Annotated in this window: 28 protein-coding genes; 20 read left to right on the forward strand and 8 right to left on the reverse strand. The window is 62.6% G+C overall.

Annotated elements, in window-relative coordinates; all coding sequences use genetic code 11:
- Positions 1-240: hypothetical protein (locus MAXJ12_RS38580; RefSeq protein ID WP_008839038.1), on the forward strand; the 240-nt coding region annotated here is incomplete at its 5' end.
- Between the two features lie 18 nt (positions 241-258).
- On the opposite strand, the gene MAXJ12_RS25870 is transcribed toward MAXJ12_RS38580, so the two are convergent.
- Entirely contained in the window at positions 259-756 is a 498-nt protein-coding gene (locus tag MAXJ12_RS25870) for a hypothetical protein (RefSeq protein WP_008839039.1), read from the reverse strand.
- A gap of 447 nt (positions 757-1,203) precedes the next feature.
- On the opposite strand from MAXJ12_RS25870, the gene MAXJ12_RS25875 reads away from it, so the two are divergent.
- Genes MAXJ12_RS25875 through MAXJ12_RS39730 form a run of 12 tightly spaced genes read left to right on the forward strand, consistent with a single transcriptional unit; the run spans position 1,204 to position 9,692 of the window.
- Positions 1,204-1,596, forward strand: coding sequence for a group III truncated hemoglobin (locus MAXJ12_RS25875; RefSeq protein WP_244421604.1), 393 nt, complete (start codon positions 1,204-1,206; stop codon positions 1,594-1,596).
- On the forward strand, positions 1,593-2,075 hold the full coding sequence (locus MAXJ12_RS25880) for a DUF4149 domain-containing protein (protein WP_139044047.1): 483 nt from the start codon (positions 1,593-1,595) through the stop codon (positions 2,073-2,075). The genes MAXJ12_RS25875 and MAXJ12_RS25880 overlap by 4 nt, the downstream gene beginning before the upstream one ends.
- Before the next feature lie 3 nt (positions 2,076-2,078).
- Positions 2,079-2,534, forward strand: coding sequence for an RrF2 family transcriptional regulator (locus MAXJ12_RS25885; RefSeq protein ID WP_008839042.1), 456 nt, complete (start codon positions 2,079-2,081; stop codon positions 2,532-2,534).
- Positions 2,535-2,564: 30 nt separating this feature from the next.
- Complete coding sequence (ccoN, locus tag MAXJ12_RS25890) at positions 2,565-4,205, forward strand: cytochrome-c oxidase, cbb3-type subunit I (RefSeq protein WP_008839043.1); 1,641 nt, start codon at positions 2,565-2,567, stop codon at positions 4,203-4,205.
- A gap of 4 nt (positions 4,206-4,209) precedes the next feature.
- Entirely contained in the window at positions 4,210-4,962 is a 753-nt protein-coding gene (ccoO, locus tag MAXJ12_RS25895) for a cytochrome-c oxidase, cbb3-type subunit II (RefSeq protein ID WP_008839044.1), read from the forward strand.
- A gap of 14 nt (positions 4,963-4,976) precedes the next feature.
- A complete protein-coding gene (locus tag MAXJ12_RS25900; protein WP_008839045.1) occupies positions 4,977-5,150 on the forward strand; it encodes a CcoQ/FixQ family Cbb3-type cytochrome c oxidase assembly chaperone in 174 nt (57 codons plus the stop codon).
- Entirely contained in the window at positions 5,138-6,019 is an 882-nt protein-coding gene (gene ccoP, locus MAXJ12_RS25905; protein WP_008839046.1) for a cytochrome-c oxidase, cbb3-type subunit III, read from the forward strand. Before MAXJ12_RS25900 ends, ccoP begins: the two co-directional genes overlap by 13 nt.
- Positions 6,016-6,210, forward strand: coding sequence for a hypothetical protein (locus MAXJ12_RS25910; protein ID WP_008839047.1), 195 nt, complete (start codon positions 6,016-6,018; stop codon positions 6,208-6,210). Before ccoP ends, MAXJ12_RS25910 begins: the two co-directional genes overlap by 4 nt.
- Before the next feature lie 11 nt (positions 6,211-6,221).
- A complete protein-coding gene (locus tag MAXJ12_RS25915; RefSeq protein ID WP_008839048.1) occupies positions 6,222-7,040 on the forward strand; it encodes a DUF2189 domain-containing protein in 819 nt (272 codons plus the stop codon).
- 3 nt (positions 7,041-7,043) lie between these two features.
- Positions 7,044-9,302, forward strand: coding sequence for a heavy metal translocating P-type ATPase (locus tag MAXJ12_RS25920; protein WP_008839049.1), 2,259 nt, complete (start codon positions 7,044-7,046; stop codon positions 9,300-9,302).
- Positions 9,299-9,550, forward strand: a complete 252-nt coding sequence (gene ccoS, locus MAXJ12_RS25925; protein ID WP_008839050.1) for a cbb3-type cytochrome oxidase assembly protein CcoS — start codon at positions 9,299-9,301, stop codon at positions 9,548-9,550. The genes MAXJ12_RS25920 and ccoS overlap by 4 nt, the downstream gene beginning before the upstream one ends.
- Before the next feature lie 10 nt (positions 9,551-9,560).
- The gene (locus MAXJ12_RS39730) at positions 9,561-9,692 is read left to right on the forward strand and encodes a hypothetical protein (RefSeq protein ID WP_008839051.1); all 132 of its coding nucleotides are present in this window, start codon (positions 9,561-9,563) and stop codon (positions 9,690-9,692) included.
- 408 nt (positions 9,693-10,100) lie between these two features.
- On the opposite strand, the gene MAXJ12_RS25930 is transcribed toward MAXJ12_RS39730, so the two are convergent.
- From MAXJ12_RS25930 to MAXJ12_RS25950, 5 genes are all read right to left on the reverse strand, one after another.
- On the reverse strand, positions 10,101-11,021 hold the full coding sequence (locus tag MAXJ12_RS25930) for an ABC transporter permease (protein WP_008839052.1): 921 nt from the start codon (positions 11,019-11,021) through the stop codon (positions 10,101-10,103).
- The gene (locus MAXJ12_RS25935; protein ID WP_040588084.1) at positions 11,021-12,088 is read right to left on the reverse strand and encodes an ABC transporter permease; all 1,068 of its coding nucleotides are present in this window, start codon (positions 12,086-12,088) and stop codon (positions 11,021-11,023) included. Before MAXJ12_RS25935 ends, MAXJ12_RS25930 begins: the two co-directional genes overlap by 1 nt.
- A complete protein-coding gene (locus MAXJ12_RS25940) occupies positions 12,072-13,616 on the reverse strand; it encodes an ABC transporter ATP-binding protein (protein ID WP_008839054.1) in 1,545 nt (514 codons plus the stop codon). The genes MAXJ12_RS25935 and MAXJ12_RS25940 overlap by 17 nt, the downstream gene beginning before the upstream one ends.
- A 98-nt stretch (positions 13,617-13,714) precedes the next feature.
- Positions 13,715-14,809, reverse strand: a complete 1,095-nt coding sequence (locus tag MAXJ12_RS25945; RefSeq protein ID WP_008839055.1) for a BMP family ABC transporter substrate-binding protein — start codon at positions 14,807-14,809, stop codon at positions 13,715-13,717.
- Positions 14,810-14,847: 38 nt separating this feature from the next.
- Positions 14,848-15,639, reverse strand: a complete 792-nt coding sequence (locus tag MAXJ12_RS25950) for a GntR family transcriptional regulator (RefSeq protein WP_008839056.1) — start codon at positions 15,637-15,639, stop codon at positions 14,848-14,850.
- Positions 15,640-15,883: 244 nt separating this feature from the next.
- Between MAXJ12_RS25950 and MAXJ12_RS25955 the strand changes: the two genes are divergently transcribed.
- The 6 genes from MAXJ12_RS25955 (at position 15,884) to MAXJ12_RS25985 (ending at position 22,787) form a co-directional block, all read left to right on the forward strand.
- Positions 15,884-16,744 carry an aromatic ring-hydroxylating oxygenase subunit alpha gene (locus tag MAXJ12_RS25955; protein ID WP_008839057.1) on the forward strand — a complete coding sequence of 287 codons (861 nt, stop codon included), beginning with the start codon at positions 15,884-15,886 and terminating at the stop codon, positions 16,742-16,744.
- Between the two features lie 27 nt (positions 16,745-16,771).
- Complete coding sequence (locus MAXJ12_RS25960) at positions 16,772-17,677, forward strand: aromatic ring-hydroxylating oxygenase subunit alpha (RefSeq protein ID WP_008839058.1); 906 nt, start codon at positions 16,772-16,774, stop codon at positions 17,675-17,677.
- 24 nt (positions 17,678-17,701) lie between these two features.
- Complete coding sequence (locus tag MAXJ12_RS25965; RefSeq protein ID WP_008839059.1) at positions 17,702-19,468, forward strand: Rieske 2Fe-2S domain-containing protein; 1,767 nt, start codon at positions 17,702-17,704, stop codon at positions 19,466-19,468.
- 9 nt (positions 19,469-19,477) lie between these two features.
- Positions 19,478-20,125, forward strand: a complete 648-nt coding sequence (locus MAXJ12_RS25970; RefSeq protein ID WP_008839060.1) for a glutathione S-transferase family protein — start codon at positions 19,478-19,480, stop codon at positions 20,123-20,125.
- 710 nt (positions 20,126-20,835) lie between these two features.
- Entirely contained in the window at positions 20,836-22,161 is a 1,326-nt protein-coding gene (locus tag MAXJ12_RS25980; RefSeq protein WP_008839062.1) for a mechanosensitive ion channel family protein, read from the forward strand.
- Positions 22,162-22,265: 104 nt separating this feature from the next.
- Positions 22,266-22,787 carry a YidB family protein gene (locus tag MAXJ12_RS25985; RefSeq protein WP_008839063.1) on the forward strand — a complete coding sequence of 174 codons (522 nt, stop codon included), beginning with the start codon at positions 22,266-22,268 and terminating at the stop codon, positions 22,785-22,787.
- Between the two features lie 195 nt (positions 22,788-22,982).
- On the opposite strand, the gene MAXJ12_RS25990 is transcribed toward MAXJ12_RS25985, so the two are convergent.
- On the reverse strand, positions 22,983-23,183 hold the full coding sequence (locus tag MAXJ12_RS25990) for a hypothetical protein (RefSeq protein ID WP_040588092.1): 201 nt from the start codon (positions 23,181-23,183) through the stop codon (positions 22,983-22,985).
- A gap of 53 nt (positions 23,184-23,236) precedes the next feature.
- Complete coding sequence (locus MAXJ12_RS25995; RefSeq protein ID WP_008839065.1) at positions 23,237-23,710, reverse strand: hypothetical protein; 474 nt, start codon at positions 23,708-23,710, stop codon at positions 23,237-23,239.
- Positions 23,711-24,156: 446 nt separating this feature from the next.
- On the opposite strand from MAXJ12_RS25995, the gene MAXJ12_RS26000 reads away from it, so the two are divergent.
- Positions 24,157-24,736: NAD(P)/FAD-dependent oxidoreductase (locus MAXJ12_RS26000; RefSeq protein WP_008839066.1), on the forward strand; the 580-nt coding region annotated here is incomplete at its 3' end.

Consider the following 24,736-nt stretch of genomic DNA (forward strand, 5'->3'; position numbering starts at 1 on the left):
TCTAAAAGCGACACGGGCTCTCCGGTGCAGCGGCTCGGCAACCTCTGTAGATGGCACCGTTCCCAGAACGACATCGACGACCTGGTCTTCGATTGCCGCCAGAACCGTCTCGGAGATTTCGCCACCCTCACGGTCCAACCGGACGCCGCCACCGTCATCACACTGATCCCCCGACTTCCGATTGACCAGTGTCCCTGCGAACGAGTTCTGCTTGCCCTCTTCTGTCCCTTCTATTGGTAGGCGAATTCAATGGAGCTGCTATTGCGCATCCTGGCAGGCGCGCAGGGCGGTGAAGGCAGCGTCGGTCCCCTTCAGGCTGAGGACAATCGGATCCCGCCCTGCCGGCGAGATCGTCAGCGCGTTTTTCTTGGCGAGGTCGTAGATAAAGTCTGGATTATTGACCCAGACAAACGCTCCATCCATGCCCGCGATCCGCTGGCCGGTCGCTTCCCCGCTGAATTTTTGACCATCGACGTCGAATATCACCGAGACGCTTTCCCCTGCGGAGACGGCAGCGTCCTTTTTTGAATACAGAGCTAAGTAGCCCTTTTTCTCTCCGGTCGCGCTGATGCCCATTTCCACCTGCGCTTCGGCGCCGAGCCTCTTTGCGACAAGGCAGCCTGGACCCATGGTCTCCTTGATAAAAATGTCCCAGCCGGCTTCCGAGCCGTATTTCTTTACGTCCTGTGCCGCGGTTGGTGTCGCGGTCAGGGCTGCAATTGCCAGTGCAATGCTGATGCGAGCATGCGTCTGCATGGGTTCTCTCCACGGTTGCAGTAGTTTCGCCTATGCTTCGCGCCCGTTCTCATGCGGCCGCGGGACGATGGTATCGCGACAGGGCCGCAGCGCAAGCCTCAATAACGCGGAATAACCCCCCGGCTCAGCAAGACAGGAATCAGTAAATCCCAGATGGCGAAGAAGGCTGATATCTCGCCCTCTCTCCTCCTTTGTTATCAGGGTAGCGCATCGCGGAGACCCCGACCTATCCGGCGCACAACCACGCCATCGTACAATGAGACTGGCGCGAAAGGGGGAGCAACCTTCACGCGTCCTTTGCGCGGCGCGCGAAAGCATGCTGCGACAACTGGAACACTTGCCGGCCATACGGCCCGCGAGTATGAAAAGTGGCAAATTCAATGCCACTTTAAAAATCCAATGCCAGACCCCGCAATCGACAAGGATCGCCCTCCGGAAGAGAAGCCGATGGACCACCCACTCGTGGACCGTGCGTTCATCGGCTCGCTGGTGCGCGACTTTTACGGCCGCGTCCGTTCGGACCCGCGCCTCGGACCGATCTTCGCGGCGGCGATCCGTGACGACTGGGAGCCGCATCTGGAGAAGATGACCGACTTCTGGTGCGCTGTGATCCTGAAGAACGGCGCCTATAGCGGACGGCCCGTTCCCGCCCATCTCAAGCTGAAGCAGGTCCGCGAGGACGACTTCGACATCTGGCTCGGTTATTTCCGGCAGACTGCCGAGAGCCGCTGCCCTCCCAAGGTGGCCGCCGTCTTCATCGAGCGTGCCGAGAGGATCGCGCAAAGCCTGAAGCTGGCCATGTTCTTCCGGCTCGAGGGGCCGGGCGCGAGCGCTGCGTGATGGGCAACACCTTGCGCAGCTCTTTCGCCGACGCCGTCACGGCGTTCGTCAGCCTCTTCTGGGCAGGCGCCCTGGCCGGCGTGTCGTTTCTGGCCACTCCAGTAAAGTTCCAGGCAACGTCGCTCGACCTGCCGGTCGCGCTCGAGGTGGGCAAGGTCACCTTTGCGGCCTTCACCCGCTGCGAATTGGGATTGGCTGCGCTGCTCGCGATCTCCGTCCTTCTTTCCCAAGCGCCGAAGCCTGTGAAAGCATGCGCAGTCGTCGCCGTCGGCTTGGTCGCGATGCAAGCCCTGTGGCTGCTTCCCGTGCTGGACGGGCGGATCGATGCCCTGATCGCGGGGAGGCCACTCGCGCCCTCGCCACACCACATGCTCTATGCGATCGCGGAAGGCGTGAAGCTGCTCCTGCTTTGCGCTGTCGCGCTGGTCTCCCTTGCTCGCCTCGGGTTGCGTTCCCGGGCGGCTGCGGTTTCGGCGTGACCGATGCGGCTCACCTATCAAACCGACTATGCGCTTCGGATGCTCATATACCTGACGCTGCACGAGGGCCGTCCCTCGAGGGTCACCGACGTCGCTTCAAGCTACGGCATCTCCCGCAATCATCTTCTGAAAGTCGCTCTCAAGCTGCGCAAGCTCGGTTACGTCACGACGCTGCGCGGCCGCGCCGGGGGCATTGCCCTCGCCTGTCGTCCCGAGGACATCAACCTCGGAGAAGTCGTGCGGCAGATGGAGGATGGCTTCGCGCTCGTCGACTGCATGCGGCCAGGGGGAGGAGCATGCGCCATTTCACCAACCTGCCGGCTGAAGGGGGTTGTCAGAGAAGCGTTGGATGCGTTCTTATCCATCTTCGACAGCTACACCCTCGCCGACATCGTTGCCGATCGAGCGGCCCTCACGGCCTTGCTTGATCTGGATCAAGGCGTTGGCGAAGTCGCATGACCATATGACGGCGGGCGGGAAGGACGGAACATGATCGGGCAGCTTACCTCCTCTGAACGCCAGAACGCCGCCGTCATCGCGGTCGTGGTCGCGATCGCCGGAATGGTCATGGCTGCGCTGGGCCGCTCGGACGCGCTCGGGGTCCACGGGGTGATCGTCATGCTTTTCGCAGGCGGGGTCCTCTACATCCTCATGTCCACGTTCTACGAGCCGGAGCCGACCGAGGACCGGGAGGCGTCATACTACGACGATCCCATCAAGGTCGGCATCGCGCTTTCGATGGCCTGGGCTGTCTTCGGCATGTTCATGGGCGTTTGGGTGGCGGCGCAGCTTGCATGGCCGGATCTCGCCTTCGATGCTGGGTGGTCGAGCTTCGGTAGGTTGCGGCCCACGCACACCACGGGCGTCATCTTCGGCTTCGGCGGTAACGCGCTGATCGCGACCTCCTTCCACGTCGTGCAGCGCACCTCCCGCGCGCGTCTCGCGGGCCAGATCAGCCCGTGGTTCGTCTTGCTTGGCTACAATCTGTTCTGCGTGCTGGCGGTTTCGGGCTACCTGATCGGGGTAACCCAATCGAAGGAATATGCCGAGGCCGAGTGGTATGCGGACCTCTGGCTGGTCGTGGTCTGGGTAACCTATTTTATACTCTACATCAGGACGATTGCGCGCCGGAAGGAACCGCATATCTACGTCGCCAACTGGTACTTCATGGCGTTCATCCTGGTCGTCGCGATCCTCCACATCGTGAACAACCTCGCCCTTCCGGTCTCATGGGGACATGCAAAGAGCTATACCATCTGGCCGGGCGTGCAGGACGCTATGGTGCAGTGGTGGTATGGGCACAACGCGGTCGCCTTCTTCCTGACGGCGGGCTTCCTTGGCATGCTCTACTATTACCTCCCCGTGCGGGCGCAGCGACCGATCTTCTCCTACCGGCTGTCGATCCTGAGCTTCTGGGGCATCACCTTCTTCTACATGTGGGCGGGATCCCACCACCTTCATTACACGGCGCTTCCACATTGGGTTCAGACACTGGGAATGACCTTCTCGGTCATGCTGCTCGTCCCATCCTGGGCTTCCGCGGGCAACGCGCTCCTGACTCTCAACGGCGCATGGCACCGCGTGCGCGACGACGCGACGCTGCGCTTCATGATGGCTGCGGCGGTCTTCTACGGCCTTTCGACCTTCGAAGGCTCCTTCATGGCGATCCGGCCCGTGAACTCGCTGTCCCACTATACGGACTGGACGGTCGGCCACGTCCATGCCGGGGCGCTCGGTTGGGTGGCGCTGATCACCTTCGGCTCGCTCTATACGCTGGTGCCCAGCCTCTGGAAGCGCGAGCGCATGTATTCGGCTGCCCTCGTCGAGGTCCACTTCTGGCTCGCGATCGCAGGAACGCTGATCTACGTCTTCGCGATGTGGAACTCCGGCATCATCCAGGGGCTGATGTGGCGGACCTACACAGAGGAGGGTGCGCTCGCCTACTCGTTCGTCGATTCGCTTGTGGCGATGTATCCCTACTACATCGCGCGCGCCTTCGGCGGCCTGCTCTTCCTGATCGGCGCGGTGGTCGGCTGCTACAACATCTGGATGACGGTACGGGCCCTCCCGGCGGCGGTGGCGGCGGGTGCGGACGTGCCGGTCACACCAGTTGCCATACCGGGGGAATGACAAGATGGCCGATACTTTCCACCGCAAGATCGAGCGTTCCGCGATCGGATTCGTGCTCGCCATCATAGCGGCCGCGAGCGTCGGCGGCATCGTCGAGATCGCCCCGCTCTTCACCATCGACGAGACGGTCGAACAGGCTCCGGACATGCGCATGTACACGCCGCTGGAGCTCGCCGGGCGCAACATCTATGTCCGCGAAGGCTGCTACGCATGCCATAGCCAGATGATCCGCACGCTTCGTGACGAGGTGGAGCGTTACGGCCCGTTCTCGCTGGCGGTGGAGTCCCAGTACGACCGTCCGATGCTTTGGGGTTCCAAGCGGACCGGGCCGGATCTCGCCCGCGTCGGCGGCAAGTATTCCGACTTCTGGCATGTGGCGCACCTGAACAATCCCCGGGACGTGACCCCGGAATCGAACATGCCCGCCTATCGATGGCTCGGCCGTACGTCGCTCGAAATGGACGACCTTCCGATGCATCTGGCAGCGCAGCAGGCCCTCGGCGTTCCCTATAGCGATGACATGATTGAGAACGCCGCGCGCGATGCCTACGGCCAGGCCACCCCGGACACCGATTTCGCAGCCGGCGTCACCGAGCGATACGGCGAGGAGACGCAGGTCAGCGCGTTCGACGGCGTGACGACCCATGTCACCGAAATGGACGCGCTCGTGGCTTACCTGCAGGTTCTGGGACGGCTGACGGGCGCGGCCTACGAGAACACCGCGGCGCCAGAGGCCAAGCCGGAGCCGGAAGGCTGAAGGAGGACGCCGGCATGGACATCGATCACAATGCTGTCGTTGCTTTTTCGAAGAGCTGGGGCCTGTTCTACCTGATCGCGCTCGCCCTCGGCGTGCTCGTCTACACTTTCTGGCCGTCGAATAAAAAGCGCTTCGACAGGGCCAAGAAAAGCATCCTCGACCGGGACGACAAGCCATGGCGGAAGTAGAACGCGACCCCGTGAGCGGCCGCGACACCACGGGCCACGAGTGGAACGGCATCAAGGAGCTCGACACGCCGGTTCCGCGCGGCGTGCTCATTTTCCTGATCGTGACCCACCTCTGGGCCCTCGTCTGGTGGTTCCTTGTTCCTGCCTGGCCGCTGGGAACGACCTACACGAGAGGCCTTCTCGGAATCGACCAGAGGACGACGGTCGAGGCGCGCGTCGTCGAAGGTCAGCAGGAGCGGGCGGCCTGGACGGCACGTCTCGAGACCGAAGCCTACGACTCCGTCCTCGCCGACGAGTCCCTCATGCAGACGGTTCGCGCCACCGGGCGCCAGCTGTTCGGCGACAATTGCGCGGCCTGCCACGGCCGCGACGGCAAGGGACGGGCGAACTATCCCGACCTGACGGACGACGACTGGCTCTGGGGCGGCGGCCCCGAGCTGATCGAGCAGACGTTGCGCTACGGCATCAACACGCGCCATCCGGATACCCGGATCGCCCAGATGCCCGCCTTCGGGCGCGACGAGATGCTCGACCGCAACCAGGTCAGGAGCGTGGCGGCCTATGTCTATTCGTTGACCCATCCCGACTATTCGACGGCGGAGAACCTGGAACGGATCGAGGCCGGAAGGGAGGTGTTCGTCACCACCTGCGCCGCCTGCCACGGCGAGAACGCCCAGGGCAGCGGCGAGGTGGGAGCGCCGAACCTGACGGACTCCCGCTGGGTCTACGGCGGCGACCTCGACACCATCATCGCTTCCGTGCACGGCGGACGGCAGGGTCATATGCCGACCTGGGACGAGAGGCTGACGACGGCGGAGATCAGGACACTGGCGCTCTACGTCCACGACCTCGGGACGCAGCAGCCATGACCGCCCGCGCAAACCCGTTCCGCGGGAAGGGGTGGCTGGCATGGTTGCTCGTCCCGGCAGGGTTGCTGCTGTTCGCCGGAGCGAACGCGCACCTCGTCTACGTGGCGCTCGAATCGCAGCCGGAATGCGTGGATCACGTGAAGGCCGCGGGTGAAGGCACGGGTTACCGTGCCGCCAAGTCGGCGTGCTGAGGAGGAAGAGGATGGGCGAATCCGACAAGTCGTACTGGCTGCTCAGCGAGACCTCGGGAATCGGCGAGACGCGCGACCCGCGGCTTCAGCGCCATTTGCCGCTGCTTGAAGGGCTCCGCTGGCTCTCGGCGGGCTGGCGCGATTTCTGGACGCGGCCAGCCTCCAGCATCGCATACGGCGTGGGCGTATTCGTTCTGTCGGTGGCATTCGTATGGACGCTCGTCGGGTTCGGGCGCGACTACATACTCTTTCCCATGCTTGCCGGGTTCTTGATCGTGGCGCCGTTCCTGGCGATCGGGCTCTACGAGAAAAGCCGCGCGGTCGGGGAAGGCAGGGAGATCGGGCTGGGCTCCATGCTCAGCGCGCGCCCCAGAGCCGGCGCGCAGGTTTTTTTCACCGGCCTGCTCCTTTGCCTGCTGATGCTGCTCTGGGCGCGGGCGGCGGTGCTTCTGTGGGCACTCTTTTTCGGCGTGACGGCCTTCCCCGGTCTCGACCACGTCGTCGGCATCCTGTTCGGCACCGCCTACGGATGGGCGATGCTCGTCGTGGGCGCCGCGGTCGGTGGCCTCTTCGCGGCCTTCGCGTTCGCGATCAGCGTTTTTTCCGTGCCGATGCAGCTCGACCGGCGCGTCGATGCGCTCACCGCCATGGGCACGAGCATGAAGCTGGTGTGGAATAATCTCCCGACGATGATCGCCTGGGGCGCAATGGTGCTTGTCCTCTTCGCCGCCTGCGTTGCGACCGGCCTCGTCGGGATGATCGTCATCTTCCCGCTGCTGGGCCATGCCACCTGGCACGCCTACCGGGCCGTGGCGCGTTCCGAGGTTTAGACGATGAGTTGTTGCGCGCCGAGGATCGAAACTGAGCTGCTGGTTGCGCCGGGACGCGAAATCCCCGCGCGTGAGATCGTGCTTGCCAGCCGCGATCTCGGCGACGGCCTCTTGCAGACGGATCTTTCGGTGCCGCAGGCGCATTGCGGAGCATGCATGGCGGCGATCGAGGGAGCCTTGCGGCGCCTCGACGGGGTGGTTGGTGCGCGGGTCAACCTGACCGCGAAGCGGGTGGCGGTTAAATGGCGCAGCGATGGCCCAGTTCCGCCGATGATCGAAGCACTGAGGGCCGCCGGCTTCGAGCCGATGCTTGGCGACGCCGACGACGCAGGAAGCGACCCGGAGATGTCCAGGCTGCTGCGGGCGACCGCGGTGGCAGGCTTCGCCGCCATGAACATCATGATGCTGTCGGTCTCCGTCTGGTCGGGCTCGGATGCCGGCACGCGGCACGCGTTCCATCTTGTATCCGCGCTGCTGGCCATACCTGCCGTGGTCTATTCGGGGCGCATCTTCTTCCTGTCGGCATGGACCGCGCTGAGGTCGGGCAGGACGAACATGGACCTGCCGATCTCGGTCGGCATTCTTCTGGCCCTGGGACTGAGCCTCTACGACACGCTTGCGGGAGGGCCTCACGCCTACTTCGATGCGGTGACGTCGCTGATCTTCTTCCTGCTTGCCGGACGCACGCTCGACCATGCGATGAGGCAAAGGGCGCGAAACGCGGTGACCGGTCTCGCCCGCATGATGCCGCGCGGCGCGACCCTGGTCGGCCCCGACGGAAGCCGCGAGTTCCGCAGCCTGGCGGAGATCGAGCCGGGCAACCTGATCGTCGTATCGCCTGGCGACCGTATACCCGTGGACGGGACGGTCGTCGCGGGAACCGGCAGTCTCGACGTCTCGATGGTGAACGGCGAAGCCGCGCCGGAACAGGCGGAGCCCGGCAGCGGGGTCTTATCGGGAACGATGAACCTGGACGGCGCCTTGACGGTGCGGGCGGAGAGGCGGGCAGGGGACTCCTTCCTCGCGCACATGGTGAGCCTAATGGCGGCGGCAGAGGATGGACGCGCCCGCTACCGGCGCATCGCCGACCGGGCAGCGGCGCTCTACTCGCCGGTCATCCACCTGCTGGCGCTCGCCACCTGTGCTGGATGGGTCCTGCTGACGGGCGATTGGCATCGGTCGATGACGGTCGCCATCTCCGTACTCATCATTACCTGCCCGTGCGCGCTGGGCCTGGCGGTGCCAATGGTCCAGGTGGTGGCGGCCCGGCGCCTGTTCGACCTCGGCGTCACCTTGAAGGATGGAAGCGCGCTCGAGCGCCTCGCCGAGATCGACACGGTGGTCTTTGACAAGACAGGCACACTGACGACCGGCGTGGCGCGCGTCGAAAGCCACACGGCAGCCCCTCGGGACCTGACCGCCGCGGTGGCGCTCGCCGGCCATTCGAGGCATCCTGTCTCGCGCGCCGTTGCATCCTTGATGGCTGCCGGCGCGGACGTCGATGACGTGCGCGAGGTTCCGGGCCTTGGCATTGAAGGGCGTGCCGGAGGAAGCATCTACAGATTCGGAAGGAAAGAATGGGTGTGCGCCGGCGGCGTCTTCGACGAACCTGCAAGCACAGAAGCAGGCGCGTGGCTTTCCAAGGACGGCATACCGGCCGGCTCGTTCGTCGTGGCCGACGAACTGCGGCCCGGGGCCAGGGTAGCCCTGCGAAAGCTGGGGGATCGCGGGCTGGCCACGGAACTGCTTTCCGGCGATCGTGAAAGCGAGGTCCGAAAAGTGGCGGAGGCACTGGGAATGACCGCGATGCGTCATGCGGCGATGCCTGAAGACAAGGTTGTGCGCCTGAAAGAACTCGATGCCGCCGGCCGGCGCGCTTTGATGGTTGGCGACGGACTGAACGACGCCCCGGCGTTCGCCGCCGCGCATGTTTCGATGGCGCCCTCTTCGGCGGCGGATATTGGCCGGAATGCGGCTGATCTCGTGTTTTTGGGGACGAGCCTGGAAGCAGTCCCGCAGGCGATTGGCATAGCGCAGGCCGCGGTGCGCCTGGTCCGGCAGAACCTCGCCCTTGCCGTTCTCTACAATCTCCTTGTGGTGCCGCTCGCCATTGCTGGATACGTCACGCCTCTGATGGCTGCCATCGCCATGTCGACGTCGTCAATCCTCGTGGTGGGCAATTCGCTGCGTCTTTCCGGCGACGGTGTTTCAGCTTCGCGAAAACCGTCGCAGCGCAATATGGGTCTCGCGGAGGCGGTATGAGCTATCTCGTGTGGCTCGTGCCGATAGCCCTGGGTATGGGCCTCGTGGGCCTGCTTGCCTTCATGTGGTCGATGCGCATCGGGCAGTACGAAGATCTCGACGGCGCCGCCGAGAGGGTGCTGCTTCCCGATACCGAGGACGGACCCTTGCGTCACGGTGCCCGGGACAGCGATGGGAGTCGCAACGAGCCCGCAAGCGATGGGATCGCACGACTGAGCGAAACCGTTCGGAAGGGAAGAACAAGGTGAGGGAACGACCATGACCAAGGCTGGCGACAAGCGGTTCGACCGGATTGCAGCATGGGCACTCATCTTGGGGGCCGCGGTCATGGTTCCCAGTCTTGCCGCCTTGGTGGTAGCTCTTCTGGCCGTGGTTGCGGTGTTGCTGTAGGGCATTTGCCGAATGTGGTGGCGATGTCGCTCTTTCTGCTTGCCGCCTATTTCACCAGGAAAGGGCTGCCCGGATGAAGGCCAGCTTTCGGGAACCGGGAAGAAGCGGTCGTTTTGGCGAGCGTCCGCTCAGCCGAATGTGCTTCGAAAGCGGATCGGCAGATTTCCGCCTACTCAAGACGTTTGATGTGTCGCCTCTACGCGTCGGCTCATGGCGCAACCTTCCTGTTCGAGAACCGGAATATTTGACCCGCCGGACCTTTAAGGGCGCACGATCCTTATCGTAAGCGGACGTACGGCTAGTTGGTCGGCCAATCGAACCTTTGCCGGCGAGCACTGACCTGAATCCCTACATCTTCGTCAGGCGCCCACTAGAAGCCGCTGTTTGCATTCGGCGCTTCGCTGACGCTTAAGTCGCTGGCCGAAACGGCTTGGCCAGCGACGCGGGAAAATGCAGCGCCAGCATCTGGCGATTTTGCGAGATGATCACGAGCACGATGATCGTCGCCAGATAGGGCAGGGCCGAAAGGAGCTCGGACGGAACCGCCAAGCCCAGCGCCTGGCCCTGCAACTGCAAAATGGTCATGCCGCCGAACAGCCAGGCGCCGAGCAGCACGCGCAGCGGCCGCCAAGTGGCGAAAACCACCAGGGCAAGCGCGATCCAGCCCTTGCCGGCGGTCATGTTCTCTACCCATAGCGGCGTGTAAGCGACCGACAGATAGGCGCCGGCAAGACCGGCCATCAGGCCTCCGAACAGCACGGCCATGTAGCGGATCTTTATCACGGGATAGCCGATCGCATGTGCGGTCTGCGGAGATTCGCCGATGGTGCGCAGGACAAGTCCGGATTTTGTCCGATAGAGGAACCAGCTGATCACGACGAACATCAACAGCGCGAGATAGACCATCGGGTCGAAGTGGAAAAACAGCGGCCCGATCAGCGGGATATCGGACAATAATGGGACGTGGATGCGTTGCAGCGCTTCGATAGGCGCGCTGCCGAAGCCGCGCCCGAGAAAGGCCGAGACGCCGGAGCCGAAGATCGCCAGCGCCAGGCCCGCCGCATATTGGTTGGTGAGGAAAGTAAGCGCCAAAACGCCGAACAGCAGCGAAGTCACGGCGCCCGCCAGCGCGCCCGCGATGATGGCGACCGGCATGGAATAGCCAGCGACGACTGCGCCAAAGGCGAACGCTGCCCCCATCAGCATCATGCCCTCGATGCCGAGATTGAGCACGCCGGATTTTTCCACAACGAGTTCGCCCAGCGCTGCAAAAATGAGCGGCGTCGCGGCAATGATCGTGCCGGTGAATATGGCGACGAACAGATCCATCAGGCTTTCTCCCGAACCCGGCGCAGGCGATAGAAGATGAAGAAGTCGGCGGCGAGCAGGAAGAACAGCAGGACGCCCTGGAAAATGCGCGTCAGCGCAGACGGCAGGCCGAGTGTCATCTGGACGCCTTCGCCGCCGAGAAACAAGAGCGACATCAACAGTCCGCCGAGCACGATGCCGAAGGCGTTCAGCCGTCCGACAAAGGCGACGATGATCGCGGCAAACCCGTAGCCAGGCGAGATCTGCGGCGACAATTGGCCGAGGGGGCCGGCGGCTTCCGCCATGCCGGCGACGCCTGCCGCAGCCCCTCCCGCCAGAAGGCCGATCCAGACCGCCGCCGATTCGCGAAACCCGGCATAGCGCGCGGCCAGCGGAGCGGCCCCACTCACCGACATCTTGTAGCCGAGGAAACTGCGGTCGGTGAACAGCCACATGGCGACGACGGCCACCATCGTGATGAAGACCGACGGGTTGAGCCGGTAGGAATAGTCGAACGGCTCCAGCATCGCCCCCACCGGCAGGAGCGCCGTTTGCGGGTAGTTGAAGCCAGCGGGGTCGCGCCACGGCCCGTGCACCAGCCAGGACAGCAACAGCGTCGCGACATAGGTCAGCATCAGCGTGACTAGAATCTCGTTGGTGTTCATGCGGGCGCGCAGAAAGGCCGGGATCGCGGCCCACGCCATCCCGGCCGCCATGCCTGCCAGAAACATCAGCGGCAGGAGCAACATGCTTTCCGGATCCGGCCAGAACAGGCCGACGCCGCTCGCCGCGATCGCGCCGATGATCAATTGGCCCTCGGCGCCGATGTTCCAGACATTGGCGCGAAAGCCGACTGCCAGGCCGCAGGCGATGAGGATCAACGGCGAGGCCTTGAGCAGCCATTCGGACAGCCCGTTCATCGAGTTAAGCGGCGCGACGAAGAAGGCGTGCAGCGTCGCCAGCGGATCATGCCCGAGAGCGGCGAAGAAGATCGAGCCGACGATCAGCGTGAGCACGGTGGCGACGACCGGCGCGCCCACCCGCATCAGCGACGATGGCTCCGGCCGCTGTTCAATCCTCAAGCGCAAATTCACCACTCCCGCTCGCGATGGCGTTGTTGCCGTTCAGGCCGGTCATCAACAAGCCGACTTCCTCGCGATCCGTCGCCGTTCGCACCAGCGGCGCGGAAACCCGCCCCTGGCAAATAACCAGAAGCCGGTCGCAGATTTCGAACAGTTCATCGAGCTCTTCCGATACGACCAGCACGGCTGCGCCCGCCCGGCTCATGTCGACGAGGGTCTGGCGAATGAAGGCTGAGGCGCCGACATCGACGCCCCAGGTCGGCTGGGCAACCAGAAGAAGCTTGGGCTGCAGCGCGATTTCGCGCCCGACGATGAATTTCTGCAGATTGCCGCCCGACAGGCTTTGCGCAGTCGATTGCGGGCCGTTGGCCTTTACCTTGAATTTGTCGATGATGCTTTTGGCGAAAGCGCCGGCTTTCTGCCGGTCGACCAGGCCGTTGCGTACCGTGCCGAAGCGGTGGGCTGTCAGGACGGCGTTTTCCCACAGCGTATGCGGCGGCACCGCGCCGCGCCCGAGCCGTTCTTCGGGAACGAACGCCACGCCGAGCTTCCGGCGCTCATCCGGCCCGAGGCGGGCGGCCGCGGTTCCGCAGATCCTTATCGCGTCGTTCCGGTCATGCGTGCGTTCGCCGCTGAGCAGCGCGACGAGTTCCGCCTGGCCATTTCCGGAAACACCGGCCAGCCCGACGATTTCGCCGCCATGCACGTTGAAGGAAACATCCTTGAGATCGGTTCCAAACGGGCTCCTGGCGGTCACCGAAAGGCCGCGGACTTCCAGCACCGGCTTTTCGCTCGGGAGCGGCGGGCTGACATGCATCTCCGGCAGCTTCGAGCCGACCATCATGCGGGCAAGCTCCAGCGAGGTCGTCTCTTTCGGCCGCGCGGTGCCTGTAACCTTGCCGTTGCGCAGCACCGTCGCAAAATCGCAGAGCTCCTGCACCTCGTCGAGCTTGTGGCTGATGTAGAGGATGCTGCACCCTTCCGCGGCCAATTGCCGAAGCGTTTCGAACAGCTTCACCACTGCCTGTGGCGTGAGAACCGAAGTCGGTTCGTCGAGGATCAGCAGCTTCGGCGCCTGCAGCAGGCAGCGGATGATCTCGACGCGCTGGCGTTCGCCGACGGAAAGGTCATGCACGCGCCGATGCGGATCGATCGGCATGCCGTAGCGTTCGGACAGTTCCCCGATGCGGGCGGCGAGCGATTCCAGATCAGAGGCATTGCGTACGCACAGCGCGATGTTCTCCACAACCGACACGGACTCGAACAGCGCAAAATGTTGGTACACCATCTCGATGCCGAGTGCCCGCGACACCGCCGGATTGTGCGCTTCGATCAGATTGCCGTCGCAATAGATTTCGCCGGAATCGGCCTGCGCCGCGCCATAGATGATCTTCATCAGCGTCGATTTGCCGGCGCCGTTTTCGCCGAGGACTGCATGGATTTCGCCGGGCTGGATCGACATCGAGATGTCGTCATTGGCGACGACGCCGGGATATCGCTTGCAAATGTTGCGCAGTTCTAGACGCGGGATCATGTCGTGTCCTGCCGTAGCGTGTGCGAGGTTGGACGAGGCTTGGCCTGTTGCGGCCGAACGGAAATCCGTTCAGCCGCCAAGGCGTTTGCAACCGAAGATCAGCCGAGCTTGCCGATCATCCCGTTGACGAACCAGTTCATGCCGCGAATGTCATTGTCGGAAAGTACCGATCCCGCGGCGACCTTCACGTTGCCGCCCTGGTCCTTCAACTCGCCAGCATAGGGGTGGAGCTTGCCACCGCCGATATCGGCCTCGAGCTGCTTAAGCTTGGTCTGGACATCGGCCGGGATCGCCTCGTTGTAGGGCGCCATCTTCACCACGCCCGCCGCCAAACCTTCCCAGCGCGCTTCCGGCTTCCAGGTGCCCTCGGCCACGCCCCGCGCGGCGCGCAGGTAATTGCTGGTCCAGTCGAGAACGAAGGCGGTCAGTTGCTTGCCCGAGCCGAACTTCGCCATGTCGCTGGCATAGCCGATCGACCAGGCGCCCTTTTCGCCCGCTACCTGAACGCCGGTCGCCGTATCGGTCATCGAGCAGATGACGTCGCAGCCCTGCGAAATCAGCGTATTGGCCGCTTCCTTCTCTTTGCCCGGATCAAACCAGGAATTGAGGAAGATCGCGTTGCAGGTGGCGTCCGGATTGACACTTTGCGCGCCGAGCAGCAGCGCATTGGCCGGGCCGACGATGTCTGGAATAGGGAAGCCGCCGATGAAGCCGAGCTTGCCGCTCTTCGACATGTGTCCGCCGGCCGCCCCCGCGACGAATGTGCCCTCATAGTACTTCGCCTCGAAAGTGCCGAGATTGGCGAGATGGACGATGCCCGAGCAATGCTCGAACGCCACTTCGGGGAACCGCGGCGCCACTTTTTGCATTGGCGTGCCATGCGAAAAACTGGTGCCGAATACGAGCCTGTTGCCGCTGGCGGCGAGCTCGCGGAAAATGCGCTCGGCGTCCTGCGGCATGAAGATGTTGTCGATGACGGTGAGCTCGACCTTGTCGCCGAATTCGGCCTTGATCGCGTCGACGCCGAGGCTGTGCTGCTTGGTCCAGCCGATTTCGGCCACCGGCGACACGTAGACGACGCCGATCTTCAGCGCCTCCTGCGCTCGCGCGATGCTGCTTAAACCCGCGGCGCCGAGTGCGACGCCCAAGGCTCCGCCATATTTCAGGAATTCGCGTCTTGTCGTATTGTCCATGGTGATAGCCCTCTGTTGGTTTTTTCTTGCCCGGCTTGCTATTGCCGGATCTGTTTTGGCGATTGGGTATGGCGATGCGCACTTGCATGCCCGTCTCCGCTCGTCTTTCCCGTCTTTTTTGGCGCATCCGCCTTGGCCGCGCCGTTGCCCTTGTCTTCCAGAAACGACGCCAACGCTTCGCGCGGCGTCAGCTCCGGAAACACCTGCCGGTCCATGATGTAGCCGCGCACGACCGTGCGGTGGTGCGTATCGATCAGCTCCATCGCCTGTTTCAGCCGGCCCTTCTCGAGCAGGTCGATCAGCCGCGAATGGTCGTCCAGGAGGTTGCAATAGTCGAAATCGGCGGTGATCAGCGAACGCAGCAGCGTCGTGCGCCGGACAAGCTGCGCATGGATCTCCTGCATCACCTTGTTGCGGCTCAGCCGGACGAAAACCGTGTGGAATTCCTGGCCGAGGACATCGGCGAGCGCGTCGTTTCCGGCCGCGACGGCCTGGCGCTGGCGTTCGACATGCTGGCGCAGTTCCGCCCAGCCGGCGGGACCGAGGCGGTCGCTCAACTGAGCCGCGACACCCTGCTCGACCAAGGTCAGCGCGTCGTAGATCTCCATCGCCTCCTGCATGGAAGGCTTGGCCACGAACGCGCCGCGGTTGCGCTCGATCTGGGCGAGGCCGTCATCGGCGAGCCGTATCAGCGCCTGGCGTATGACGATGCGGCTGACGTCGAAAATCTCGGCGAGTTCGCGTTCCCCCAGCTTGCAGCCTGGCACCAGCCGGTGGTCGATGACGGCGCGCGTCAGCGTGTCGGCGATGACCTGGGAGCGGCTGCTCATGCCTTGCGCTTCCGCGGCGCTGGCGGCAGCATGTTGTGGATGTTGAGCATGGGCCTGGTCCGCACTGCCGCATTTCCAGATAAAATACCGCATACATCGGAATGCAATCTCGGTCACCTGTCAATCAATAAACTGACATTGTCTTCCAAAAAACTATTGATTGGTATCCAATCTTGTGGTTCCAATGGCGCCGGTACCGAGCTAGGTTCATGGTGAAGAGCTAGCCAGGGAGGGTGCGATGCCCATGGCAACCCACTGCAGCGACCGAGTGCTCCTGAACGACTGGCATGTTGTCGCCGACGGCTCGGCGCTGCCGGCAAATGTTCCGTTTTCGACCTGCCTGCTCGGCGTGGATCTCTCGATCAGCGCCCGGAATGATGGCGCAATCCGGATCGTCCGGGCCGACACCGGCGCTCGCGTCAACAGCGTCCAGCGCTACGGCTTCCTCTGGGCGTGCCTGGGCAAGCCGGAGCGTGACATCCTCTACATTCCGGAGGCCGACGAACCCGACCGGCATCTTGTCAGCGGCGGCTCTATCGCGGTGAAGGTGTCGGGATTGCGGGCGGTCGAGAATTTCCTCGACATGGGCCATTTCCCGTTCATCCATACCGGCTGGCTTGGCGAGGAACCGCATACGGAAGTGGTTCCTTACAAGGTCGAGATCACCAATCAGGACGAGGTCCTGGCGACAGAATGCAAGTTCTATCAGCCGATCGCCTCGCCGACGGCCAGGAAAGGCATGATCGTCGATTACATTTACAAGGTGATCCGGCCCTACACGGTGGCGCTCTACAAGAGCAATCCGCTGCAGAAGGATCGCCTCGACGTGATCACGCTGTTCGTGCAGCCGGTCGACGAGGAGAACTGCGTCGCCCATCCCTATCTTTGCTATCTTAAGGACGGCATGGATGCGGCGACGGTGCGCAGCTTCATGCAACTGATCTTCGCCCAGGACAAGCCGATCCTGGAAAACCAGGTACCGAAACGCCTTCCGCTCGATCCGCGCGCCGAAACGCCGATCCGCGCCGATGCGGTGTCGGTCTATTATCGCCGCTGGCTGCGCGACCGGGCGGTGACCTACGGCGCCATTCCGGCCCATGCTTGAGGCCGGGCGCTATCGAAGGGAATTACCATGAACACAAGGAAATGCACGGATCCGGTGGTCCTCAATCTGTGGCACCCGATCGGGGCGATTGACGAGACGCCGGCCGGCATCGTCGTCGAAACCGTGCTGCTGGAGGAGCGCGTCAGCCTTGCCAAGACGGCGGACAATGTCGTCGCCGTCTGGCGTTCACGCCCGGATTTGCGGGCAGGGGACACGGTCGAAATCGCCTCGATAGCTGACCGCCTGCCTGCCAAGCTCGCTTATGGTTACGTCTGGACCTCGCTCGGCTCGCCGCCGCAAGACATTTTCCCAATTCCCGAATACGCAGAGGGCGATCGCCGCAAGCTCAATGCGGCTACCATCGGTGTCAATGTTTCGGCGCCTCGCGCCATCGAGAACTTTCTCGACATGGGCCACTTTCCATACGTCCACACCGACATCCTCGGCGTCGAACCGCATACCGAAGTCAAGGAATACGACGTCGAGATTTCGGTCGACCGCGACGAGATTCTCGCCACGCGCTGCCGTTTCTTCCAGCCGATGGCTTCGACCGCATCCGATGGCGGCGCCGATGTCGATTATGTCTATCGCGTACCGCATCCATTCTGCTCGGTACTCTATAAATCGAGCCCGCTCGACGAGACGCGGCGCGATGTGATCGCGGTGTTCCTACAGCCGGTCGACCAGGAGCATGTACGCGCCCACATGATGCTCTGCGTGCTCGACGAGGACAATGAAGACAAGGTGATCAAGCGTTTCCAGCAGACGATCTTTGGCCAGGACAAGCCGATCCTGGAAAACCAAGTGCCGAAGCGTTTGCCGCTCGATCCCCGCGCCGAGACGCCGATCCGGGCCGACAAGTCGGCGATCGCCTACCGCCGCTGGCTGAGCCAGAAGGGCGTCACCTACGGCGTCATTCCTGCCGCGGCCTGACGACGAAATCCGGGAGAGACCTGCATGCTGGAAGAAGCCAGGAACCGGTGGCATCCGATTGCCTCCACCTCCGACCTGCCGCACCGCCATGTCTTCCATGGCCAGTTGATGGGCCGGGAATTCGCCGTCTGGCGCGCCGATGACGGCTTCGTCAACGTCTGGGAAAACCGCTGCCTGCACCGCGGCGTCAGGCTGTCCATCGGCATCAATGACGGGCGCGAACTGAAATGCCAGTATCATGGCTGGCGTTATGCGAACCGCACCGCCGGCTGCACCTATATCCCGGCGCATCCGGCCGACGCCCCGGCCCGCACCATTACCAACCGGACCTTTCCGGCGGTCGAGCGCTACGGCCTCGTCTGGTCGGCGGAAGAACCCATCGGCGAGGTGCCAGATATCGCGGGCCTCGCGGAATGCGATCTTCTGGTGTTGCGGGCCATCCCGGTCAACGCGCCTGCCGGCCGGGTCATTGAACGTTTGAAAGCCCACCGCTTCCAGCCGAGCGGCAAGCTCGATGCGGCCGATGGGGAAATATCGGTCGAGGCGGCACAGGAGTTTTCCATCGCTCTGCGTTCCCGCTATGGCGGTTCCGAGACGCTTGCCGTGTTCTTCGTCCAGCCGGTCGATTCCAACCGCTCGGTCATTCGCGGCGTGCTGGATCATGGCGTTCAAGGCGCCGGGCGCATCGCCGTCCTGCGCCATCACAATGAGCGGCTTTCGGCCCTGCGCGACCTTGCCGAGCGCGAAGCGGCGGCGGCGCCCGCGCCCGCGCCGATCGAGCCTGTCTACGAAAGGGTTTCGCCGGAACTTGCCGAACTGCCCGAACTGACGACGCATGGCCGCAAGGCGGCCCTGCGCGTCACCGTATCGAAAAAATGGCCGGCGGCCGATGGCATTGCAGGTTTCGAGCTTCGCCCGGTCAAGGGACTGCTGCCGACCTTCCACCCCGGCGCCCATATCGACGTGCACATGCCCAATGGCGAGATCCGCCAATACTCGATCACCAACGGGCCGGGCGAAACCGACAGGTTCGTCATAGGCGTGAAGCTGGAGCGGGATTCGAAGGGCGGCTCGAAATGCATGCACGAGACCGTGCGCGAGGGCGACGTGTTGGCGATCTCCGAGCCCCGCAACAATTTTCCGCTGCGCCGGGATGCGGTGAAGACCCTGTTCGTTGCCGGCGGCATCGGCATCACGCCGCTGCTGGCCATGGCGCAGGCGCTCAAAAACCAGAATCTTGCCTATGAGCTGCACTATTTCGCCCAGACCGAAGCGCAACTGGCCTTCCCCGATCGCCTGGAGCCTCTCGGGAACGCGTTGAAGCCGCATCTCGGCCTCTCCCCGGAACAAACTGGTGCTGCGCTGCGCGAGCTTTTGTCGTCCTACAAGCGCGACATGCATCTCTATATCTGCGGTCCCGGTCCGATGCTGGAAGCCGCACGAGCAGTCGCCGCCGAGCAGGGCTGGCCCGAGACGGCGGTCCATTTCGAGTATTTCAAGAACACCAACATGATCGACGACAGTTCGAGCTTCCAGGTGGCACTGGCGCGCTCCTGCGTGACCCTGAAGGTGCCGGCGGGAAAGACGATCCTCGAAGCGATGCGCGAGGCCGGCATCGACATGCCGTCATCCTGCGAGCAGGGCGCTTGCGGCACGTGTCTGGCGACTGTCATCGAGGGTGAGCCGGACCACCAGGACGTCTATCTCAGCCGGTCCGAGCGGGAGTCGGGAACGAAGATCATGACCTGCGTGTCCCGCGCCAAGTCGGCCCGGCTGGTGCTCGACATCTAAGGGGCGGAAATGATCACGCTTTACGACTACGAACTGTCCGGCAATTGCTACAAATTGCGCCTGATGATGAGCTTTCTCGGCATCGGCTACAAAACCGTGCCGGTCGACTTCTATCCGGGCCGCGAGCACAAGTCGGAGTGGTTCCTGAAACTGAATCCGCTCGGCCAGTTGCCGGTGCTGGAGGATGACGGGCTTTTGCTCCGTGATGCCCAGGCGATCCTCGTCTATCTCGCCTCGAAATACGACCCGTCCAATAGATGGTATCCGCGCGACAATCCGGCTTTGCTCGGCGAGATCAGCCAATGGCTGGCCTTCGCCGACGGCATCACCGGCACGGCATCAGCCGCCCGCTTGCATGACGGGCTGTTCTACGAACTCGACATCGACGCGGCGCGAGTCGGAGCGCACCGGCTGTTCCGTATCCTCGACGAACATCTGTGGTTCGGCGAGCAGGAAGGCCGCGACTGGATCTGCTCGGCAAATCATCCGACCATCGCCGACGTCGCATGCTTCCCCTACGTCATCCTATCCGAGGAAGGAGGCATTCCGCGCCAGGATTATCCGGCGATCCGCCGCTGGTGCGACCGCGTCAAGCGCATCAAGGGATTTATCGTGATGTCGGGCGTCTTCCCGGCCGGGCCAGCCAAGGCCGCTTGATCCACTTTGTTCACACCGGAATAGATCCCGTCAGTCAGCTCCCAGCGCCGACGCATAGCTGGCGTCGACCGTCTTCGCACTATCACCGACCTGGAAAGCGCATCCAGGTCCGATCGCCTCGATGGCAGCATTGACAAAATTTCTCCTGACGGGGGAGGGCGAGGACGCACCACCGATCGCGGCCGATCGCGACGCTTTAGAATAAGGATTGACGCCATCCCAAGGCCTTTGTGAGAGATTCTGTCGCAAGCAGCTCCTCTAGGCGGCGCGGCCGGCAATGTATCATGGCGTCATGTTTAGGGTGTCAGCACCCGCTCGTTCATCGAAAACGACCGTACAGCCTAGCGCGATGGCAGTCTTGGATATTGCTTCCGCCATCTCCTCGTCAGGGGTAACGAAATCCCCTGAGATTATCCGGAGTTCTTCGACCGCCTTGGAGGTCGACAGTAACGACCCTGCGCATCTGCTATGGGCGCAAGCCTTCACAACCGAGATTAGATCGGCTCCATCATAGTTTTTGTTGTCCACGACGGCTCTCCATCAGTCGAGCCCCTTCGATCCTCTCAACCCCTTGCTGGGGGAAACTGTTCCACGGCGCCTTGAACCGAGCATTGCGGTCGAACCGGTACCCCACGGTAGATCGACAGATCGATGTCGCAATACCGGAGGCTTGCCGATGACAATGCGTGCGCCATAACGGTTGTGTGGAAATGGATTTTCGCAATGCCGTCGATGAAGCGCTGGTGTGGGCCCGCGGTTGGTTCGATTATGGCGGAGCGCCCTGGTTCTTCTACCAGGCCGGTATCATCGTTGGGCTGTTTCTGGCGGCAAAGCTCGCTGCAAGTCGCATCGAACCGCTTCTGGAAACTCGGGCCCGCCAGATCAAGGGACACCCCGGGCTTCTGCGGGTCATAGTTGCACTGTTGCGGCGTACCGACTGGGTTCTTTTCACGGTCTTTCTGCTCGCTGCCCTTACTCTCTTGCGTAGCACCACCTGGCCGAGCCGAAGTTATATCATTTCCATCGCGTTGTCCTTGTCCCTGGCGTGGCTGTTCGCCTCCGTGCTGTCGCGCGTCATCCACAATCGGCTGGCCGCGCGCGCTCTTGGCTGGTTTGCCTGGGGCTATGCGGCCCTTGTCATCCTTGGAATCAACGACGACGCTGCGGCTTTCCTGGACTACTTCGCTTTGCCTTTGGGCCAGATTCGCCTGTCCGCTCTCACGATGTTGAAAGCGACATTGCTGCTGACGGCGACCGTCTGGCTCGCTGTGGTTGTTGGCAGGTATCTCGACGAGCGCGTTCAGAGTTCGGAAGAGCTCACACCCTCTATCCGCGTCCTCATAGGCAAGTTCGCAAAAATCGGACTTGTGCTGTTCGCCGGTTCGGTTGCGCTCTCTTCCGTCGGTGTTGATCTCACGGCATTGACGGTGTTTTCCGGGGCTATCGGCCTTGGCGTCGGCTTCGGACTGCAGAAGGTCGTCTCGAACTTCATTTCCGGCGTGATTATCCTGCTCGATAAGTCGATCAAGCCTGGAGATACGATTTCGCTCGAAAATACCTTTGGATGGATACGCGACCTGCGGGCGCGGTTTGTATCGGTGGTGACGCGGGACGGCCGCGAATACCTGATCCCGAACGAGGACTTCATCACGCAGCGGGTGATAAACTGGACATTCCGCGACGACCTTGTGCGGCTCGACGTGGAATTCGGCGTCTCCTATGACGCCGACCCGCATAAGGTCAGCCAGCTAGCGATACAGGCTGCCTTGACGGTCCCGCGCGTGGAGGCGGATCGGCGGCCAGTCTGCTGGCTTACGGCTTTCGGCGAATCCTCGCTGGATTTCGTCCTGCGCTTCTGGGTCCACGAGCCACAGCAGGGCCTGACCAATGTGCGCGGAAAAGTGCTGCTTGCGCTGTGGGACACGTTCAAGGAGAACGGAGTTGGCATCCCCTTCCCGCACCGTGAGATTATCATGAAGCACGGCTTCCAATCTCGGCCGGTCAACACTGGCTCACGCGGCGGGAATTCACGTTGATGGACGCGCATGAGTGCCAAAACGCTCAGCCATTCGCCACAAACAAGAAATCCTCGGAACCACTGATTGGTGCTTAACATTCTCCAATGACAGGAGGAGAGACAATGGCCAATCTGGGAAAAGTCGCATTGGCGATGCTCGGCATTCTAGCGTATCAAAACCGTGACAAACTTGGGGAATTGTTCCGCAGCACCAATCAGACCGGGCAAACCCCGAGCGATCCCCAACGGGCTGGCGGCGGCGGTATTTTGGAACAAGTCGTCGATCGGCTCAGATCAGGTCAGGGCCTCAACGACGTCCTTGACCGCTTCCGTACGACCGGCAGTGCAGATCAGGTTGACTCTTGGATCCGGATTGGACCGAACCAGTCGCTTGACCAGGACCGGATAGAAGCCGCGATCGATCCCGAGACGATCGCTCAGCTGTCCCGACAGACGGGTCTTACTCGCGAGGAACTCTTGGCGCGCATTGCACGCGATCTGCCGGAAGCAGTCGACCGCTTGACGCCCAGTGGACAGAACCGCACCGACGGGCCAAATCTCCTTGACGACGTCGGTCGCACCGAGCCGGAGATCGAAGGCGACCGTGCCAATCTCGATAACGCGATGACGCGTGAGGAGAGATAACTGGCTTGAGTTGCGTTTCGAACTCCTGGTCGCTTGCTACAACGTCCCCCCGCACCAGAGCGAAATAAGTCATTGTTCCGCTGGTGGAGCTGAGGAGGAGAGATTGGACTCCCGACCTCGTCATTGCGAATGTCGGATTAACAGAGATTATCCGGTGCCGTTGCAACGTCCGCTTCAATGGCGCAAATGAGCCCATCATGCAGTGAGCCTAGCCGGTATGGCGTTGTCGATGTTGTTGCAAACAAGTTCGAATGTCGCGACGCCAGCAAAGTAGAAATGTCGCATGGCGGTGTGGGGAGTGCCGACAACCATGTCGCTGGCAATAAGCATGTCGCTGGCGATAAGATCGTGGGTTTCAAAATATCGGGATCCTGGCTTGTCATGATTTGCCTTCACGAAACGGGTCCGTGCCTTCGACGTTTTCAGGGAAACTTTTACAGACCAAGCGGTCAGCAATCTTCTGGCTTGAGCGAGCGGACCATCCGGGTGACGACCGGATCGTAGGCGACCTTTTGATCCCTGCTGTAGTCCATCAGGAACATGGCGGCGCGATTGCCGCACACCGTTATGCCTCTGACATAGCGGATCTGGTCGTCTTTGATCCCCGAGTAACTTGCCCATTCACGCGTCAGCCGCCGATAGGTGAATTTCCAGCCTTCTTTCTCGTCCCGACTGATCTGTTTCTTGACCTGAGGCAGGAAGTCGCCTTCGGCGACGTCGGTGCCCCAGACGGCGAGGAGGGCTCCGTCAGGGGAATGGAAGGCCGCGCCATCACCGTCCTCTGAACGATGCAACAGTTCGAACTCGGGCGGCACCTCGAAAACGAAGCCAAACCGTTGGATGCCGAACTGCTGCCATTCCTGCGCCCCTGCCTGAGCGAGGGAGAGCATTAGCGCCGAGAAAACCAGCAGAATTCGGTTCATGGCCCGCGTCCAATTGCTTGAGCCTACGTTGCCAGTCCACTCCGATAATAACGACGAAAATGTAGGGGTGTTCCGTTATTGAAGAACTGTCTGCTCAAGTGGCCCACCGGAGATGATTTCCTGCTATGGCTGCTTGGGATCGTGCTGCGTCGGTGCGGGTCTGTGTTCTTGATCCTTTTGATCAACTGAGTGCACCCCACAGTGTTTTCCATCTCGAGTCGGGCTGCCGTTCGCTGGCGCTGCGAAACTGGTCAGTGGCTCGTGCATGGTTTGGTGATTGAACCTCGAGAACGCAATCGCTCGCGTCCGCTCTCGGGCTCCCGAAAGCACGTTCTCCTTTGTTCGGCGATACGAAGGTGTCTCGCTTCGTCGAACGCCGTCTGGCGCACCGAGGCTTTGAGTGAGACAACAGGTTGGACGCGTGCTGGAGCGGGATCGAACCACCAATGGATGAAGTCGAATGCGTTGTCATCGGCGCCGGGATCGTCGGTCTGGCAATCGCGCGCTCGCTCGCGCTGGCTGGCCGCGAGGTGCTTGTCGTCGAAAAGGAAAGGACGATCGGCGCGCACACATCGTCGCGCAACAGTGAGGTCATTCACGCCGGCATCTATTATCCGCAGGACAGCCTGATGGCGCGCTTTTGTGTGGAGGGTCGGAAGGCCCTCTACGACTATTGTGACGCGCGGGGCGTTCCCTACAGCCGCTGCGGCAAGCTCATCGTCGCCACGAACGCTGCCGAGGCGTTGCAACTGCAGGACATAGCGCGGCGCGCAGCACGCAACGGTGTCGATGACCTGTCGTTGCTCTCGGGCGGGGACGCCATGGCGTTGGAGCCGGAACTGTCCTGCACGGCCGCGCTTCTGTCGCCGTCGACAGGCATCGTGGACAGCCACGCCTTGATGCTGGCGTTCCAGGCCGACGCCGAAGCCGCTGGCGCGATGATCGCATTTAGCTGTCCGTTTCTCGGCGCAGTCAGTGGCGGCCCGGATCTCGTGCTCTCGCTTGGCGGCGCCGAACCCACCGCGA

Source organism: Mesorhizobium alhagi CCNWXJ12-2 (assembly GCF_000236565.1).
GTDB lineage: Bacteria > Pseudomonadota > Alphaproteobacteria > Rhizobiales > Rhizobiaceae > Allomesorhizobium > Allomesorhizobium alhagi.